General features: G+C 67.3%; 13 protein-coding genes. 1 reads left to right on the forward strand and 12 read right to left on the reverse strand.

Going from position 1 to position 15,298, the window contains the following annotated elements:
- Window positions 1-38: 38 nt before the first annotated feature.
- From rng to LPA45_RS04150, 8 genes are all read right to left on the reverse strand, one after another.
- Complete coding sequence (gene rng, locus LPA45_RS04115) at window positions 39-1,505, reverse strand: ribonuclease G (RefSeq protein WP_116317422.1); 1,467 nt, start codon at window positions 1,503-1,505, stop codon at window positions 39-41.
- Between the two features lie 89 nt (window positions 1,506-1,594).
- Window positions 1,595-2,197 carry a nucleoside triphosphate pyrophosphatase gene (locus LPA45_RS04120; protein WP_116317423.1) on the reverse strand — a complete coding sequence of 201 codons (603 nt, stop codon included), beginning with the start codon at window positions 2,195-2,197 and terminating at the stop codon, window positions 1,595-1,597.
- 115 nt (window positions 2,198-2,312) lie between these two features.
- Entirely contained in the window at window positions 2,313-2,792 is a 480-nt protein-coding gene (rlmH, locus tag LPA45_RS04125) for a 23S rRNA (pseudouridine(1915)-N(3))-methyltransferase RlmH (RefSeq protein ID WP_116317424.1), read from the reverse strand.
- A gap of 48 nt (window positions 2,793-2,840) precedes the next feature.
- Window positions 2,841-3,623 (reverse strand): ribosome silencing factor, encoded by a 783-nt coding sequence (rsfS, locus tag LPA45_RS04130; protein ID WP_199414498.1) that lies wholly within the window; start codon window positions 3,621-3,623, stop codon window positions 2,841-2,843.
- Window positions 3,624-3,686: 63 nt separating this feature from the next.
- Complete coding sequence (locus tag LPA45_RS04135) at window positions 3,687-4,430, reverse strand: nicotinate-nucleotide adenylyltransferase (protein WP_116317426.1); 744 nt, start codon at window positions 4,428-4,430, stop codon at window positions 3,687-3,689.
- 10 nt (window positions 4,431-4,440) lie between these two features.
- Window positions 4,441-5,352 carry an oxygen-dependent coproporphyrinogen oxidase gene (gene hemF, locus LPA45_RS04140; protein WP_116317427.1) on the reverse strand — a complete coding sequence of 304 codons (912 nt, stop codon included), beginning with the start codon at window positions 5,350-5,352 and terminating at the stop codon, window positions 4,441-4,443.
- 149 nt (window positions 5,353-5,501) lie between these two features.
- Window positions 5,502-6,770 carry a phosphoribosylamine--glycine ligase gene (gene purD / locus LPA45_RS04145; protein WP_116317428.1) on the reverse strand — a complete coding sequence of 423 codons (1,269 nt, stop codon included), beginning with the start codon at window positions 6,768-6,770 and terminating at the stop codon, window positions 5,502-5,504.
- Between the two features lie 88 nt (window positions 6,771-6,858).
- The gene (locus tag LPA45_RS04150) at window positions 6,859-7,584 is read right to left on the reverse strand and encodes a YebC/PmpR family DNA-binding transcriptional regulator (RefSeq protein WP_367394949.1); all 726 of its coding nucleotides are present in this window, start codon (window positions 7,582-7,584) and stop codon (window positions 6,859-6,861) included.
- A 177-nt stretch (window positions 7,585-7,761) separates the two neighbouring features.
- Here LPA45_RS04150 and LPA45_RS04155 point away from each other — a divergent pair, with 177 nt between their 5' ends.
- The gene (locus LPA45_RS04155) at window positions 7,762-9,288 is read left to right on the forward strand and encodes a helicase HerA-like C-terminal domain-containing protein (protein ID WP_116317430.1); all 1,527 of its coding nucleotides are present in this window, start codon (window positions 7,762-7,764) and stop codon (window positions 9,286-9,288) included.
- Window positions 9,289-9,334: 46 nt separating this feature from the next.
- Here LPA45_RS04155 and LPA45_RS04160 read toward each other — a convergent pair whose 3' ends face one another.
- The 4 genes from LPA45_RS04160 to LPA45_RS04175 form a co-directional block, all read right to left on the reverse strand.
- Window positions 9,335-9,499 (reverse strand): DUF3149 domain-containing protein, encoded by a 165-nt coding sequence (locus LPA45_RS04160; protein ID WP_116317431.1) that lies wholly within the window; start codon window positions 9,497-9,499, stop codon window positions 9,335-9,337.
- A 150-nt stretch (window positions 9,500-9,649) separates the two neighbouring features.
- A complete protein-coding gene (gene upp / locus LPA45_RS04165) occupies window positions 9,650-10,300 on the reverse strand; it encodes a uracil phosphoribosyltransferase (protein WP_116317432.1) in 651 nt (216 codons plus the stop codon).
- 159 nt (window positions 10,301-10,459) lie between these two features.
- Entirely contained in the window at window positions 10,460-11,860 is a 1,401-nt protein-coding gene (locus LPA45_RS04170; protein WP_233527953.1) for an MFS transporter, read from the reverse strand.
- 579 nt (window positions 11,861-12,439) lie between these two features.
- On the reverse strand, window positions 12,440-15,295 hold the full coding sequence (locus LPA45_RS04175) for a c-type cytochrome (RefSeq protein ID WP_116317846.1): 2,856 nt from the start codon (window positions 15,293-15,295) through the stop codon (window positions 12,440-12,442).
- Between the last annotated feature and the right edge of the window lie 3 nt (window positions 15,296-15,298).

Here is a 15,298-nt window from a genome sequence, read left to right on the forward strand (position 1 = left end):
GGAGTAGGACCATCCCGCAGCCTGGCGTCAGGCCAGGACTACATCAGGATGATGTCGTACTGTTCCTGGTGGAAGGTCGATTCCACCTGCAAGGAGATCGGCTTGCCGATGAAATCGCCGAGCATCGCCAGGTGCTGGCTTTCTTCTTCCAGGAACAGGTCGATGACTTCCTGCGAGGCCAGGATGCGGAATTCACGCGGGTTGAACTGGCGCGATTCGCGCATGATCTCGCGCAGGATGTCGTAGCACGCCGTGCGCGGCGTCTTGACCTGGCCCTTGCCCTGGCATACCGGGCATTGCTCGCACAGCACGTGCGCCAGCGATTCGCGCGTGCGCTTGCGCGTCATCTCGACCAGCCCGAGCTGCGAGAAGTTGTTGACGGTGATGCGGGTGCGGTCGCGCGACAGCGCGCGCTTGAGCTCGGACAGGACCGCTTCGCGGTGCTCGGCATTCTCCATATCGATGAAATCGATGATGATGATGCCGCCGAGGTTGCGCAGGCGCAGTTGCCGCGCGATGGTATGGGCCGCCTCCAGGTTGGTCTTGAAGATGGTGTCGTCGAAATTGCGCGCGCCCACGTAGCCGCCGGTGTTGACGTCGATCGTCGTCATCGCCTCGGTCTGGTCGATCATCAGGTAGCCGCCTGACTTCAGGTCGACCCGGCGCGACAGCGCCTTCTCGATCTCGGCATCGATATTGAACAGGTCGAAGATCGGCCGCTCGCCGGTGTAGTGCGACAGCCGCGACAGCACCGCCGGCGTGTATTCCTTGGCGAACTCCACCAGCATCTGGTAGTTCTCGCGCGAGTCAATCTGGATCACGCCGGTGGCGTCGTTGATGAAGTCGCGCAGCACGCGCTGGGCCAGGTTCAGGTCCTGGTAGAGCAGCGCCGGCGCCGGCAGCGTGGTGGCGTTCTGGCGGATCACGCCCCAGATCTTGCGCAGGTAGGCGATGTCGTTGCCGAGTTCCTCGTCGGTCGCTTCCTCCGCGATGGTGCGCACGATAAAGCCGCCGCGCTCGTCAGCCGGCACCAGGCCCTGCACGCGGCTGCGCAGCGCCTCGCGGTCCACTTCGCCTTCGATGCGCTGCGAGATGCCGATATGCGGATCCTGAGGCAGGTACACGAGCGTGCGCCCGGCGATGCTCACCTGCGTGGACAGCCGCGCACCCTTGGTGCCGATCGGATCCTTGATCACCTGCACCATCAGCGCCTGGCCTTCGAACAGGGTCTTCTCGATCGCCAGCTGCGGCGTGTTGCCGTTGCGGTCGTTGTCGCGCGGGTGCCAGATATCGGCTACGTGCAGGAAGGCGGCGCGCTCCAGGCCGATGTCGATAAAGGCGGACTGCATGCCGGGCAACACGCGCACCACCTTGCCCAGGTAAATATTGCCGACCAGCCCGCGCGTGAGCGTGCGTTCGACGTGCAGTTCCTGGACGGCGGCCTGCTGCACGATGGCAACGCGCGTCTCCTGGGGCGTGATGTTGACGAGGATGTCTTCAGTCATAGCGGTGAAACGCGGTCGCCGGTGGTCCGGCGGTATTGGGGTTGCCCGGCGCGGCCGGGTCTTGTCCTGGGCGGCGGCGTGGCCGGGGCTCAGAACCGCAGGCGGGCCTGGCGAAGTAACGCCGCCGTCTCAAACAAGGGCAAGCCCATGATACCTGAATAGCTGCCCGCGATCCGCTCGACGAACTCGGCCGCGCGGCCCTGGATGCCGTACGCGCCGGCCTTGCCCAGCGGCTCGCCGCTGACGACATAGCGGTCGATCTCGTCCGGCCGCATCGGGCGGAAGGTCACTTCGGAGACGGACAGCGCGTGGTGCATGCCCAGGGTGGAGACCACCGTGACCGCCGTGAGCACCCGGTGCGTACTGCCGGACAGCGCGGCCAGCATGGCCTGCGCATCGGCGGCATCGTCGGGTTTGCCGAGGATTCGTCCGCCCAGGCAGACGGTGGTGTCGGAGGTGAGCACGGGCGCGTCGGGCAGGGCGCGGCGCTCGCGGCGGCGCAGCGCGGCTTCGGCCTTCAGCGCGCAGACGCGCTGTACGTAGTCGTCGGGGGTTTCGCCGGGCAGGACGGCTTCCAGCGCTTCGGCGTCCTCGTCGTCATTGGCAAGCAGCAGCTCGTAGCGTACGCCCAGCTGGGTCAGCAATTCGCGTCGGCGCGGGCTTTGGGAGGCGAGGTAGAGATAGTCGTGCATCGCGGCAGGCGGGGTCGGGGCTGCCGGCGGCAGGCGGGCCGGCAGTGGCGTGAATTGTAACGCCCGCGGCGGCCGGCTTTCGGGCAACTTCCCGGGCAACTTCCCGGGTACCGTATCAGGCGCGGTGGTAAGGGTGGTTCTGCGTGACCGACCAGGCCCGGTACAGCTGTTCGGCCAGCAGCACGCGCACCATGCCGTGCGGCAGCGTCAGGCTGGACAGGCGGATCAGCGTACTGGCACGCGCCTTCAGCGCGGGGTCGAGTCCATCGGCGCCGCCGATCAGGAAGGCGACATCGCCGCCTTCGCGCTGCCAGTCAGTCAGCTGCGCAGCCAGTTGCACGGTGGTGAAGTCGCGGCCGCGTTCATCCAGCGCGACAATCCGGCATTGCTTCGACAGCGAGCCCAGCACGGCCTCGATGCGCGCGGCTTCGCGCTGCATCACGGTGGTGGCGTTGTTACTGGACGAGCGGGCTTCAGGCTTGACCTCGCGCAGCTCGATGCGCAGCTCGGGCGGCATGCGCTTGGCGTACTCGGTGAAGCCGGTTTCGATCCAGGCGGGCATCTTGTGGCCGACGGCCACGATCACCAGTTGCATGAGGCGGTATGCGCGGCGCGGCCATCAGATGGCCGCGCGCCGTGCGGATCAGGCCGAGCGGGTGGCGCGCTTGCGCGCGGCCGGCTTGGCTGCCGCGGTCTTGCCGGCAGTCTTGGCGGCGGTCTTGGTGGCCGTTTTAGTTGCGGTCTTGGTTGCCGTCTTAGTTGCCGTCTTGGTAGCGGTCTTGCGTGCCGTGGTGCCGGCGGCAGTCTTGCGCGGCGCTGCGGCGCGGGTGCCAGCCGTCTTGGTGGCGGCGGTCTTGGTAGCCGTCTTGGTCGCGGTCTTGCGGGCCGGCTTGCGGATCGTGGCGATGGCGTCCGGGTCGGTATCCTCGTGCCCCATCGGCGGCGACGGCTCCTTCATGCCTTCGGGCAGGCGGGCCAGCGCCGGGCGCAGGCTGCTGGCACGGCGCGTGCCGCGCGCGGCCGGGACTTCGTCCTCGTCTTCGTCCATCGGCTCGCTGGCCTTGGCCAGGCTGCGGGCGCCGGTGGTCAGCTTCATGCGCACCGGCTTGTCGCCCCAGATTTCTTCCAGGTTGTAGTACAGGCGCAACTGCGGCTGCAGGATGTGGACCACGGCGTCGCCGCAATCGACCAGCACCCATTCGCCGGTTTCCAGGCCCTCGACCGCCACGATATGGCCGCCGGCATCCTTCACCGTATCCCGCACCGAAGCCGCAAGCGCCTTGGTCTGGCGATTGGACGTCCCGCTGGCAATCACCACCCGGTCGAACAGCTCGGTCAGGTGGCTGGTGTCGTACACCTTGATGTCCTGCGCTTTGACATCCTCGAGGCCGTCGACGATGGCGCGTTGCAGTTTACGAATATCCATGGTGTCTTCTTGTTCAGCTGAGATCGGTTGGGTGGTGGTGGGCGCCGGGTTTGCTCAACCCGGTCAGGCCCTGGCCGGGGCGTCGCGGTACAGCCCGTGGCTAGCGATGTAGTGTGCCACGCCCGGTGGCAGTTGGTCATCTGCCGGCTGGCCGGCTGCCAGGCGCTGGCGCAGGTGGGTGGAAGACAGGTCGACGGCGAGCGTCTGGTCGATCCACATCCGGCCGGAGGGCGTGCATTGTATCAGGGTCGTGTCGGCCTGGCGCTGCGACAGCGCTTCCAGCACCGGGCCCTCCAGCGCGGCGAGCTCGAAGCGTGGTCGCGTGGCGGTGCACAGGTGCACGTGCGCGAACAGTTCCTGCCAGCCGTGCCAGGTATGCAGGCGCAGCAACTGGTCGGCACCCATCAGCCAGCACAGCGAGGCCTGGGGGCCGTATTCGGCGCGCAGCTGGCGCACGGTGTCGATGGTGTAGCTGGGACCGGCGCGGTCGACTTCCATGCGGCTGACGCGGACCCTGGCGCCGGTGTCGCCCAGGGCGGCGGCGGCCAGTTCGGTCATCGCCAGGCGGTCGGCGGCTGGCGTCACGTCGGTGCCCTTCTGCCAGGACTGGCCGGTGGGAATCCAGACCAGTTCGTCCAGCTCCAGGTGGTCGATGCACAGCCGCGCCAGAGCCAGGTGCCCGGCATGGGGCGGGTCAAAGGTGCCGCCGAGGATACCCAGGCGGTAGGGGCGGTTGGGGCGGTTGGACGGGAGCGGCGGGTCGCCCGCGTCAGCGGGGGGCGTGCGGTCTTGCGCGGTATTGGCCATAGGTCTGCCGTCAGGTCCAGTCGCGTGCGGGCAGGAAGTCGGTGTACAGCGCCGCTTCGGCGCTGCCCGCTTCCGGTTGCCAGTCATAGCGCCAGGTCACCAGCGGCGGCATCGACATCAGGATGGATTCGGCGCGTCCGCCCGACTGCAGGCCGAACAGCGTGCCGCGGTCGAACACCAGGTTGAATTCGACATATCGTCCGCGCCGGTAGGCCTGGAAGCCGCGCTCGCGCTCGCCGTAGGGCGTGTCCTTGCGGGCCTGCAGGATGGGCAGGTAGGCGTCCAGGAAGGCGTCGCCGACCGATTGCATCATCGCGAAGCTGGGCTCGAAGCCCAGCGCCGAGAAGTCGTCGAAGAAGATCCCGCCTACACCGCGTGCTTCGTTGCGGTGCTTCAGGAAGAAATACTCGTCGCACCACTGCTTGAAGCGCGGGTACAGCTCGTCGCCATAAGGCGCCAGCGCCTGCTTGCAGGTGCGGTGGAAATGGCTGCAGTCGTCGGCGTTGCCATAGTACGGCGTCAGGTCCATGCCGCCGCCGAACCACCAGACCGGCTCGGCATCCGGCTTTACTGCCAGGAAGCAGCGCACGTTCATGTGGACCGTGGGTACGTAGGGGTTGCGCGGATGGAACACCAGCGACACGCCCATCGCCTCGAAGCTGCGCCCGGCCAGTTCGGGCCGGTTGGCGCTGGCTGACGGCGGCAGGGTATCGCCGCTGACGTGCGAGAAGCCCACGCCGGCGCGCTCCATCACCGCGCCGCCTTCCAGGATCCGGGTGCGGCCGCTGCCGCGCAGGCGTTCGGTGGGCGGCTTCTCCCAGGCGTCGGTCAGGAACGGCTGGCCGTCAATGGCGCCGATGGCATCGGTGATGCGGTCTTGCAGACCGAGCAAATAGGCACGGACTGCCTGGGAATCGATCATGGTTGGCGGAAAACGAATGGACCGGATGGGCCGGGCTGATGGCATTCCGGCAGCCCTGAGGCTGCCGGGGGCGTCACAGCGTTGTCACGATTGTACCGGCTGGGGCGGCCAGGTGGTCGCCAGGCCCCGGAAGGCCCGCCGGCGGCCAATCAGCGCTTGATGGCGCGGTAACCGATGTCGGTCCGGTACTGCATGCCGTCGAACCGGATCTGCTCGACCGCGGCATAGGCAGCACGCTGCGCGGCCTTGACGGTGTCGGCCAGGCCGACCACGCACAGCACGCGCCCGCCCGTGGTCAGCAGCGTGCCATCCTTGAGCGTGGTGCCCGCGTGGAAGGTCACGCTGTCATCGGTTTCGGCCGGGATGCCGGTGATGGTATCGCCCTTGCGCGGGTTCTCCGGGTAGCCGTACGCGGCCATCACCACGCCCAGCGCGGTGCGGCGGTCCCAGTCCAGTTCGATGCTGTCGAGCTTGCCGTCGACGGCGTGCTCCATTACCTCGACCAGGTCGGTCTTCAGGCGCGCCAGGATCGGCTGGGTCTCGGGGTCGCCCATGCGGCAGTTGAATTCCAGCGTCTTGAGGTTGCCGTCCTTGTCGATCATCAGGCCGGCGTACAGGAAGCCGGTGTACGGGATGCCATCCTTCTCCATGCCGCGCACGGTCGGCAGGATGATCTCGCGCAGCGCGCGCGCATGCAGCGCGGGCGTGACCACCGGGGCGGGGGAGTAGGCGCCCATGCCGCCGGTGTTGGGGCCGGCGTCGGCGTCGAGCAGGCGCTTGTGGTCCTGGCTGGTGGCCAGTGCCAGCACGTTCTTGCCGTCGACCAGCACGATAAAGCTGGCTTCCTCGCCCTCCAGGAATTCCTCGATCACCACGCGTGCGCCGGCATCGCCCAGCTTGTTGTCGGCCAGCATCATGTCGACCGCGCCATGGGCTTCTTCCAGCGACATGGCCACCACCACGCCCTTGCCCGCGGCCAGGCCGTCGGCCTTGATCACGATCGGCGCGCCCTGCGCGTCGATATAGGCGTGCGCCTGGGTCGCGTCGGAGAAGGTCTGGTAGGCGGCGGTCGGGATGCCATGGCGCTGCATGAACGCCTTGGCAAAGTCCTTGGACGATTCCAGCTGCGCGGCCGCCTTGCTCGGCCCGAAGATGCGCAGGCCCTTGGCGCGGAAGATATCGACGATGCCGGCCGCCAGCGGCGCCTCCGGCCCGACCACGGTAAAGGCCACGCCTTCGCGCTCGGCAAATGCGGCGATGACCTCGGGATCGGTCAGCGGAACATTCTGCAGGCGCTTGTCGAGCGCGGTCCCGCCGTTGCCCGGCGCGACGTACACCACCTGTACCTTGGGAGACTGGGCCAATTTCCAGGCCAGCGCGTGTTCACGTCCACCCGAGCCGACAACCAATACTTTCATGATCCACTGCCAGAAAAGAAACACATACTAAAAGGCGGCGGCCTGGGTCTTGTCCGGGCCGCCGCCGTGGGGGGCTTGTTGCTGCAGCTTAGTCTTCGATCACCGCGTTGGTGAAGACTTCCTGCACGTCGTCCAGGTTTTCCAGGGCGTCGAGCAGCTTCTGCATCCTGGCCGCGTCGTCGCCGGCGAAGCTGACTTCGTTCTGCGGCTTCATCACCACGTCAGCCACTTCCGCCTTGAAGCCGGCGCCTTCCAGCGCGGTCTTGACCGCCGGGAAATCGTTGGGCGGGCAGGTCACTTCGATCGAGTCGTCGTTATTGGTGACGACGTCGTCGGCGCCCGCCTCCAGCGCGGCTTCCATCAGCTTGTCTTCCGGCGTGCCGGGCGCGAACAGGAACTGGCCGCAGTGGGTGAACATGAATGCCACCGAGCCTTCGTTGCCCATGTTGCCGCCATGCTTGGAGAACGCGTGGCGCACTTCGGCCACGGTGCGGGTGCGGTTGTCGGTCAGGCAGTCGACGATGATGGCCGCACCGGCCAGGCCGTAGCCTTCGTAGCGGATCTCTTCGTAGTTGGCGCCTTCCAGGCCGCCCACGCCGCGCTGGATGGCGCGCTGGATGTTGTCCTTGGGCATGTTCGCGTCCATGGCCTTGTCGATCGACAGGCGCAGGCGCGGATTGGAGTCGACATCGCCGCCGCCGAGCTTGGCGGCAACGGTGATTTCCTTGATCAGGCGGGTCCAGATCTTGCCGCGCTTGGCGTCAGCGGCAGCTTTCTTGTGTTTGATATTGGCCCATTTCGAGTGACCGGCCATGTTTCTCTCCGAGGCGGAAAACGGTGTTATGCGGTGATGGAATTCGGGATGCCAGGCGCGGGCGCCAGGTGACGGATATGCCTGGCGGCTGGCTATAATCAGCCCAGGATTTTATCACGCGGGCCTGCCCGCGCCGCTGCCGTGGCGAGTCCCGCGGCACTTGCTATCAGGAAGATCATGGCCGACCCCATCCTTATCGCCAAGAACGCCGAACACGAACTGGTGCTGCTGCCCCAGATGGGCAACCGGCACGGGCTGATCACGGGCGCGACCGGCACCGGCAAGACCGTCACGCTGCAGACGCTGGCGCAGGGGTTTTCGCGCCTGGGCGTGCCGGTGTTCATGGCGGACGTCAAAGGTGACCTGACCGGCATTTCGCAGTCCGGCCAGTTGTCTGACAAGCTCAGGCAGCGCCTGGCCGACCTGGGCCTGCCCGAACCGGCCTGGGGCGGATGCCCGACCACGCTGTGGGACGTGTTCGGCCAGAAGGGCCACCCGGTGCGCGCCACGGTCTCGCACATGGGGCCGCTGCTGCTGTCGCGCATGCTGGAGCTCAACGACACCCAGCAGGGCGTGCTCAACCTGGTGTTCCGCATCGCCGATGCCAACGGCCTGCTGCTGCTTGACGCCAAGGACCTGCGCGCAATGCTGCAGTACGTGGGCGACAATGCCTCGCAGTTCACGACCGAGTACGGCAATATCTCAACCGCCTCGGTCGGCGCGATCCAGCGCGGGCTGCTGGCGCTGGAGTCGCAGGGCGGCGATGTCTTCTTCGGCGAGCCGATGCTGAACCTGGAAGACTTCATCCAGACCGAGAAGGGCCAGGGCGTGGTCAATATCCTGGCGGCGGACAAGCTGATGAACTCGCCGCGGTTGTACGCGACCTTCCTGCTGTGGATGCTGTCCGAGCTGTTCGAGAAACTGCCCGAGGCCGGCGACCTCGACAAGCCCAAGCTGGTGTTCTTCTTCGACGAGGCGCATCTGCTGTTCAACGACGCGCCCAAGGCGCTGCTCGACAAGATCGAGCAGGTGGTGCGGCTGGTCCGCTCCAAGGGCGTAGGCGTGTATTTCGTCACGCAGAACCCGGTGGACATCCCCGACACGGTGCTGGGCCAGCTGGGCAACCGCGTGCAGCACGCGCTGCGCGCGTTCACGCCGCGCGACCAGAAGGCGGTCAAGGTGGCGGCCACCACCATGCGCGCCAATCCCAAGCTGAACCTGGAAACAGCGATCGGCGAGCTTGGGGTGGGCGAGGCGCTGGTGTCGTTCCTCGACGCCAAGGGCACGCCGTGCGTGACCGAGCGCGCCTGGGTACTGCCGCCGGGCAGCCGGATCGGGCCGGCTACCGATGAGGAGCGCAAGCAGCTGGTCGCAAACTCGCTGGTCGCGGGAACGTACGAGACGGCCGTGGATCGCGAATCGGCTTACGAGAAGCTGCGCGGCAGCGTGCCGACGGTGGCCAATGGCAATGGCAACGGCAAGGGCAAGCAGCCGGAAGCCCGGCCGGAAGCGGAACAGGATAGCGGCTGGCTCGGTACCGCGGGGGATATCTTCGGCACGCTGACCAAGGGCACCGGCAAGAGCGGGCGCGGCGATTCGATTTTGGAGTCGATGGCCAAGTCGGCCGCGCGCACGGTGGGGTCGCAGGTAGGCCGCGAGCTGATTCGCGGCGTGCTGGGCAGCCTGCTCGGGAAGAAAAAGTAAAAGACCCGAAGGGGAGAAACAAGGGCCGCGCAGCGGCCCTTTGTTTTCAGTGGCGCCGGGCGCCTTGCTGCGCTTTCGCCGCCGCAGCGTCCTCGCGCATCTTGCGCGCAAACATCCGCGCAAAGAACCAGCCCATGCCGATGATGAAGACGATCACGCCCAGGCTCATCAGGCCGGTGCTGGTGCTGAAGAGAATCTTGATGGCTTCCAAGGTTGGCTCCCTGTGGTTGGCGGCATGTGGTTGGCGCCATATGCCGGCGGAAGTACCGCCAGCGGCTGCCGCCAGCGGGGGCCTCCAGTGTAGGGAGCCATGGGGCGCGGGCTGTTGAGGCTGGTCAAGCCCGCGCAAGTCCGGCTCGTGTCAGTTCTTGGTGCCGAACAGCCGGTCGCCCGCATCGCCCAGGCCCGGCACGATGTACGCGTCGGCATCCAGGTGGCTGTCCAGCGAGGCCACGAACAGCTTCACGCCCGGATGCGCCTTCTGGAACACCTCCACGCCTTCCGGCGCCGCCACCAGCGCGACGAAGGTGATGGCCTCGTCCTTGACGCCGCGGCGTTTGAGCACTTCCACCGCATGCACGGCCGAATAGCCCGTCGCCACCATCGGATCGCACAGGATAAAGCTGCGGTCTTCCAGGTCCGGCAGCCGCACCAGGTATTCGACCGGGCGGTGCTGCTCGTCGCGGTACACGCCGATATGGCCGATCCGCGCCGACGGGATCAGCTCGACCAGGCCATCGCTCATGCCCACGCCGGCGCGCAGCACCGGCACGATGGTCAGCTTCTTGCCGGCGATCACCGGTGCATCCAGTTCCACCAGCGGCGTGTCGATGCGGCGCGTGGTCAGTGGCAGGTTGCGCGTGATCTCGTAGCCCATCAGCAGCGTGATCTCGCGCAGCAACTCGCGGAAGGTGCGCGTGGACGTTTCCTTGTCGCGCATGTGCGAGAGCTTGTGCTGGATCAGCGGGTGGTCGAGGATGAACAGGTTGGGAAAGCGCGGATCTTGTTTCATGGCTGGCGGCGAGGGCTCGGCGGGGATAGGAGCAAGCTGGTGAAGCGGGCGGCCGGGTCGGGTGGAGCCGGCCGCCGCGCCGTTGTAGCCGGATTGTAATGGAAGCGGGCCGCAGCGCGGCTGCGGCCCGATACCCGGCAAGCTTGCCGCTACCTGGCCTTAGTCCAGCGCGCGGTCCTTCGACTCGATATCCACCATGAAGATCGCGAAGGCCGCCACGGCAAGGAAGGACGAAAGCAGCCCAAGCGCCAGCGTGAACTGGGTAGCCATGATCGGTGCAATGATCGAAGGGGCGAACAGGCCACCAAATCGTGCCATCGCACCGGCGGTGCCCATCCCGCTGGCCCGCAGGTCCGTCGGATACACTTCCGGCGTGAAGGCGTAGAGTGCGCCCCAGGTGCCCAGCAGCGCGAAGCTCATCAGCAGGGTGGAGCCGACGATCAACCCGGTGGACGTGCCCAGGCTATACAGCATGCAACCTGCCGCGCTGAGCAGCAGGAAGCCGATCAGGGTCGGCTTCCGGCCCCAGCGCTCAACGCCGTGCGCGGCGAGCGCGAACCCGGGAAGCTGCACCAGCGCGAGCAGGATCAGGAAGACCTGGCCACGCATGAAGCCAAAGCCCTGGCCGGCCAGCTTCACCGGCAGATAGACGAAGACACCGTAATAGGCGATCGAGATCAGCATCCACGCGGCAAGCAGGCAGATGCTGCGGCGCCGGCATCCGGCCGCGAACAGCGCGAAGACCGATTTGCGCTCCATCTTCTGCGGCTCCAGCGGGGCGATTTCCACCGAAACCCGATTGGCTTTGGCAACGCGCTGAAGTACCGCGCGTGCCTCTTCCGAGCGTCCCGATTTATTCAGGTAGAGCGGTGACTCTGGCACAAAGAACCGAACCACCACGCCGACCAGCGCGGGGAGGCCTGTGACAAAGAAGATCAGGCGCCAGGCATCGTTGCCTTGCGAGACGGCGACCAGGGCCAGGATGGCGAGCAGGATCGTGCCGACGGCCCAGAAGGACTCCAGCAGGACCAGCCAGCGGCCGCGCCGGTCCGAGGGAAGGAACTCGGCCATCATGGTGTAGTCGACGGGCAACGTGCCGCCGACGCCGATGCCGGTCAGGAAGCGCAGCAGCAGCAGCCACTGGAAGTCCGGGGCAAAGGCGGAGGCGACGCCGCAGATGGCGTCAAGGATCACCGCCATCATCAGGACGGGCCGGCGGCCGATCCGGTCCGCAAGCCGGCCGAACGCGAAGGCGCCGATCAGCATGCCGACGAAGAACATCGTCCCGGTCTGCAAGGCGCTCGGCACGGGAATGCCGAATGTCGAGGCAATGGAAGGCGCGGTGAACCCGATCGACAGGACCTGCATCGCGTCAGCCAGCCAGACCAGGCCGAAAATGCCGAACAGCCGATACTGGAACCGGCCGACACCGGCTGCGCGGATGCCTTGCTCGATCGTGATGGTTTGGGACGTCGATGCCCGCGCGCTTGGGTGGGGAGCCGCGCTGATCGTCGCCTCGGGGATTGTCGATGCTGCCATTGAGGAAATTGATGACGACATATTGTCTACCTGTCTTTATAGGCTGGTTCTTGAATTCGGAAGCCACGCACCGCGATGCGGCCAAACCTGTGGCTACCCCAAGCTAGCGAGGCCAGAACTGGTCAGGTAGTCCTCTCGCAACACCTTCCTGGTACTGATACGACATAGTCACTCCTTGTTGTCTACCCTTGGTTGTCCGGGCCCGAATCCCCGGTCGGCACGGCGGTGGACTATGCAAGCCCCGGGCCAGCGCTTCCGGTGTTGTAAAGGGCCAATCTTGTGGTCTTGTTGTCTCGTTTGCGCGGTTCTTGCGCCGTACTTGTGCCGGGAGGCACCGTGGCGCGTCTTCTTATACTTATGCCGGCACTCATGTAGTGCGCACTACATGATCGTTCAGCGTAAGCTACATGAAACTGGCGGGCAAGGCCGAACTGCGGTTTCTCTCCTCGGGGTTTTCCCGCGCATGGCGCGTAGCGTGCCGAAGTGTCGGCGCAGGTCTCCCTGCCCGGTGGCAAAGCGCCTTGCCAGGCACGGCACGGATGCATGTCAGCATGGATGCGGAAGGCGCGGCAAGCCGGCCGCGCAGGCCTCCGCTGGTCTTTAGTGCGCTGGCGCCGCGCGCAGCCGCGCGACGGTGTTCTCCAGGTCCTGCCAGGCGGGTTGGTCGGGGGCAAAGCGCGCTCGCAGGTACTGCGCCAGCTGCGCGATCTGCCTGTCGTCGAAGGTGTCGGCATAGGCCGGCATCGCGCCCAGTTCACTGTTGGGCGGCGCGGGCATGCCTTGCAGCAGCACCTGGATCACGTTGTCAGGCAGCTTGCTGTGCAGGTTGGTGTTGAGTGCGAGCGATGGCTTCACGCCGAACTGCGCGATGCCCTGGTCTGATTGATGGCACACCGCGCAGGCGCTCTGGTACAGGCGTTCACCGGGACCGCCGAGCGTGCGCGCAGCCTGCGCGCTGCGTCGTTCGAGACTGGCAGCCTGCGCGTCCAGCACGGAAGGCGCGGGCGGCGGCGTGCCGAATGACGCGACGTAGTGCGCGATCGCGCGCACATCCGATTCGGGCAGCTGCGCGAGTTCTTCCACCACCGGCGCCATCGGCCCGGCGGCGGCGCCATGATGCGGCGCATAGCCGCCGCGCAGGTAGGTGAACAGCGCCGCTTCGGTCCATGGCACCGGCGCGTGCGAGAGCGCGGTCAGCGGCGGCGCTTCCCAGTTTTCGGCACTGCCGCCGGTCAGGTACTTGCGGCCGCCTTGCTCGGCGCCGAGTGCGTTGCGCGGGGAATGGCAGGCGCTGCAATGGCCCAGCCCTTCGGCGAGATACGCGCCGCGGTTCCATTGCGCGGAGCGCGCGGGGTCGGCCTTGAAGGGTTCGTTGCGATGGAACAGCAGGTTCCAGCCCGCCAGCAGCGGGCGCACGTTGAACGGGAATGCCAGCTGGGTTTGCGGCACTGCTGACTTCACTGGTTCGGCCGACATCAGGTACGCATACAGCGCCTGCATGTCGGCGTCGCTGACCTTGGCGAACGCGGTGTAGGGGAAGGCCGGATAAAGGCGTCGCCCGTCGCGGTGGATGCCTTCGCGCATCGCGCGTTCGAAGGCGGCGAACGACCAGTTGCCGATGCCGGTCTGCACATCGGGCGTGATGTTGGTGCTGTAGACCGTGCCAAAGGGCGTTTCCAGCGGCAGGCCGCCCGCATTCTTCACGCCGCCGGGGACGGTATGGCATACCGCGCAGTCACCTGCCGAAGCCACCAGGCGGCCGCGCTCCAGCGTGGCTGCGGAATAGAAGCCAGGCTCGGGCGGGGCGACCGGCGCGATCGGCGCGCGCCACGGCATCAGTGTTGCGCACAGGCCTGCCGCGGTCGCGGCAGCGGCGGCGATCCAGCCGCGCTTGCTGCGCTTGCCGGCGCGCTTGTCCTCACTCTCGGCCAGCGCAAGCCGGATGCGCTCGGCGCTGAAAGGTGGCGTGCGCAGGCGCACGCCGGTGGCGTCGAAGATGGCGTTGGCCACGGCGGCCGCGGCAGGCAGCGTATCGGCCGGACCCGCGGCCAGCTGGTCGCGCTCGGTGAGCGTGCCAGCCAGGTGGACTTCCGGCAATACTGTGCTGGTTGCGACGGCGGGGAGCGATTGGCTGGCCGGCGCCTCCGTGGCAGGCCAGGTATCGAATGCCGGGCTGGCAGCGGTCAATTGCAGGGTAGCGTCGGCAACAGCCTGTTCCAGCGAGCGCGCAGCGGGTGTGGCTTGCGCGGACGCCAGCGATTCGCTGTCATGCCCCACCGTCACGCGCGTGACCGCCAGTTCGCCGGTGGTGCCATCGACTTCGACTTCCGCCACCCATGCCGACCAGCTCTGGCCCGCATCGTGGTCGATGGTGTGCGCATAGGCAAAACCGCGCCCGCGCCGCACGTTGCCGGCCGGTGCGGTGGCATGCGGGACGGATGGGGTCCAGCCGGCGCGCTCGGTGACCTGTTTGACCAGCGCCGTGCCACGCGCATCGTCGAGGTGGGCCAGCCGCAGCGCAACCGGATCCGTGCCGGATGCGGTGGCGATTTCGTCGAGATGGGATTCGCGCGCAAAGACATGGGCCCGCGCGGCGGCCAGCGGTGCGGCATCGAAGGCGGCCACTGCCCCGGCCGTGCCGACATCGACATCGGGAATGCGGTAGGGCGGCATCACTGCGCTGGCTGTGTGGCCGGTGTCCGTCACGGGCGACGCGGTATGCGTCAGCCACAATGCCAGCGGCACGGGTGGTGCGGCCGTGCCGGCCAGCGTGGCGGCGTAGGCGTCGATGGCTGCGCCGTTTTGCGCGGTGTCGACATGAACGGCGAGCTGCGCATCGGACAGGCCGATGTCGTCGGCGCACAGCCGCCGCATTACTGGTTTGCCGGCGGCATGGGCCAGCAATGCGGCGTCGGCGGCTGCGTGATGGGCGAGCAGGGCCGGATCGCCGGCATCGGCAGTTGCCTGCCAGCAGGCCAGCGCGACCTGTTGCGGCGCGATGCCCAGCAGCGCGGCCAGTTCTTCGCGCAGCGCGCCCGGGCGCAGGCTCGGCAGCCACACGTGCAGCATGCCGTCGCGCCAGTCCGCGATTGCGGTGCAAAACGCTTCCGTCCTGGTACCGGCCAGCGGCCACTGGTAGTGCTGCGCGTGGCGCGTGGCGGCGCTGGCGAGCGCGCGGCTCGCGTCACCGCGCTGCACAACGGCGTGGCGCGATACCGGGGTTGCCTCCGCGCGCGGCGGTGCCGACCAGCGCGCCTGCAGCGCGCGGACAGCGTTGGCCGCCATGGCATCGCTTTCCGCGGCAACACCCGTGAACTGGTTGCGAACCACAACTGCGCGCACGCCTGGCAGCGCGAGGGCCGCGTCGCGGTCCGCGCCGAGCAGGCGCGGCACCAGCGGCTTGCCGTCAAGCCAGCGCAGGCCCGGCGGCGTCAGCGCGTGGCCGACGAGACACATGGA

The organism is Cupriavidus sp. Agwp_2 (assembly GCF_040784895.1).
Lineage (GTDB): Bacteria > Pseudomonadota > Gammaproteobacteria > Burkholderiales > Burkholderiaceae > Cupriavidus.

Excerpts from the sequence above, each read along its gene's own strand:
- rng (WP_116317422.1), bottom strand. The coding sequence starts at position 1,505 with ATGACTGAAGACATCCTCGTCAACATCACGCCCCAGGAGACGCGCGTT.
- LPA45_RS04120 (WP_116317423.1), bottom strand. The coding sequence starts at position 2,197 with ATGCACGACTATCTCTACCTCGCCTCCCAAAGCCCGCGCCGACGCGAA.
- rlmH (WP_116317424.1), bottom strand. The coding sequence starts at position 2,792 with ATGCAACTGGTGATCGTGGCCGTCGGCCACAAGATGCCCGCCTGGATC.
- rsfS (WP_199414498.1), bottom strand. The coding sequence starts at position 3,623 with ATGGATATTCGTAAACTGCAACGCGCCATCGTCGACGGCCTCGAGGAT.
- LPA45_RS04135 (WP_116317426.1), bottom strand. The coding sequence starts at position 4,430 with ATGGCCAATACCGCGCAAGACCGCACGCCCCCCGCTGACGCGGGCGAC.
- hemF (WP_116317427.1), bottom strand. The coding sequence starts at position 5,352 with ATGATCGATTCCCAGGCAGTCCGTGCCTATTTGCTCGGTCTGCAAGAC.
- purD (WP_116317428.1), bottom strand. The coding sequence starts at position 6,770 with ATGAAAGTATTGGTTGTCGGCTCGGGTGGACGTGAACACGCGCTGGCC.
- LPA45_RS04150 (WP_367394949.1), bottom strand. The coding sequence starts at position 7,584 with ATGGCCGGTCACTCGAAATGGGCCAATATCAAACACAAGAAAGCTGCC.
- LPA45_RS04155 (WP_116317430.1), top strand. The coding sequence starts at position 7,762 with ATGGCCGACCCCATCCTTATCGCCAAGAACGCCGAACACGAACTGGTG.
- upp (WP_116317432.1), bottom strand. The coding sequence starts at position 10,300 with ATGAAACAAGATCCGCGCTTTCCCAACCTGTTCATCCTCGACCACCCG.
- LPA45_RS04170 (WP_233527953.1), bottom strand. The coding sequence starts at position 11,860 with ATGTCGTCATCAATTTCCTCAATGGCAGCATCGACAATCCCCGAGGCG.
- LPA45_RS04175 (WP_116317846.1), bottom strand. The coding sequence starts at position 15,295 with ATGTGTCTCGTCGGCCACGCGCTGACGCCGCCGGGCCTGCGCTGGCTT.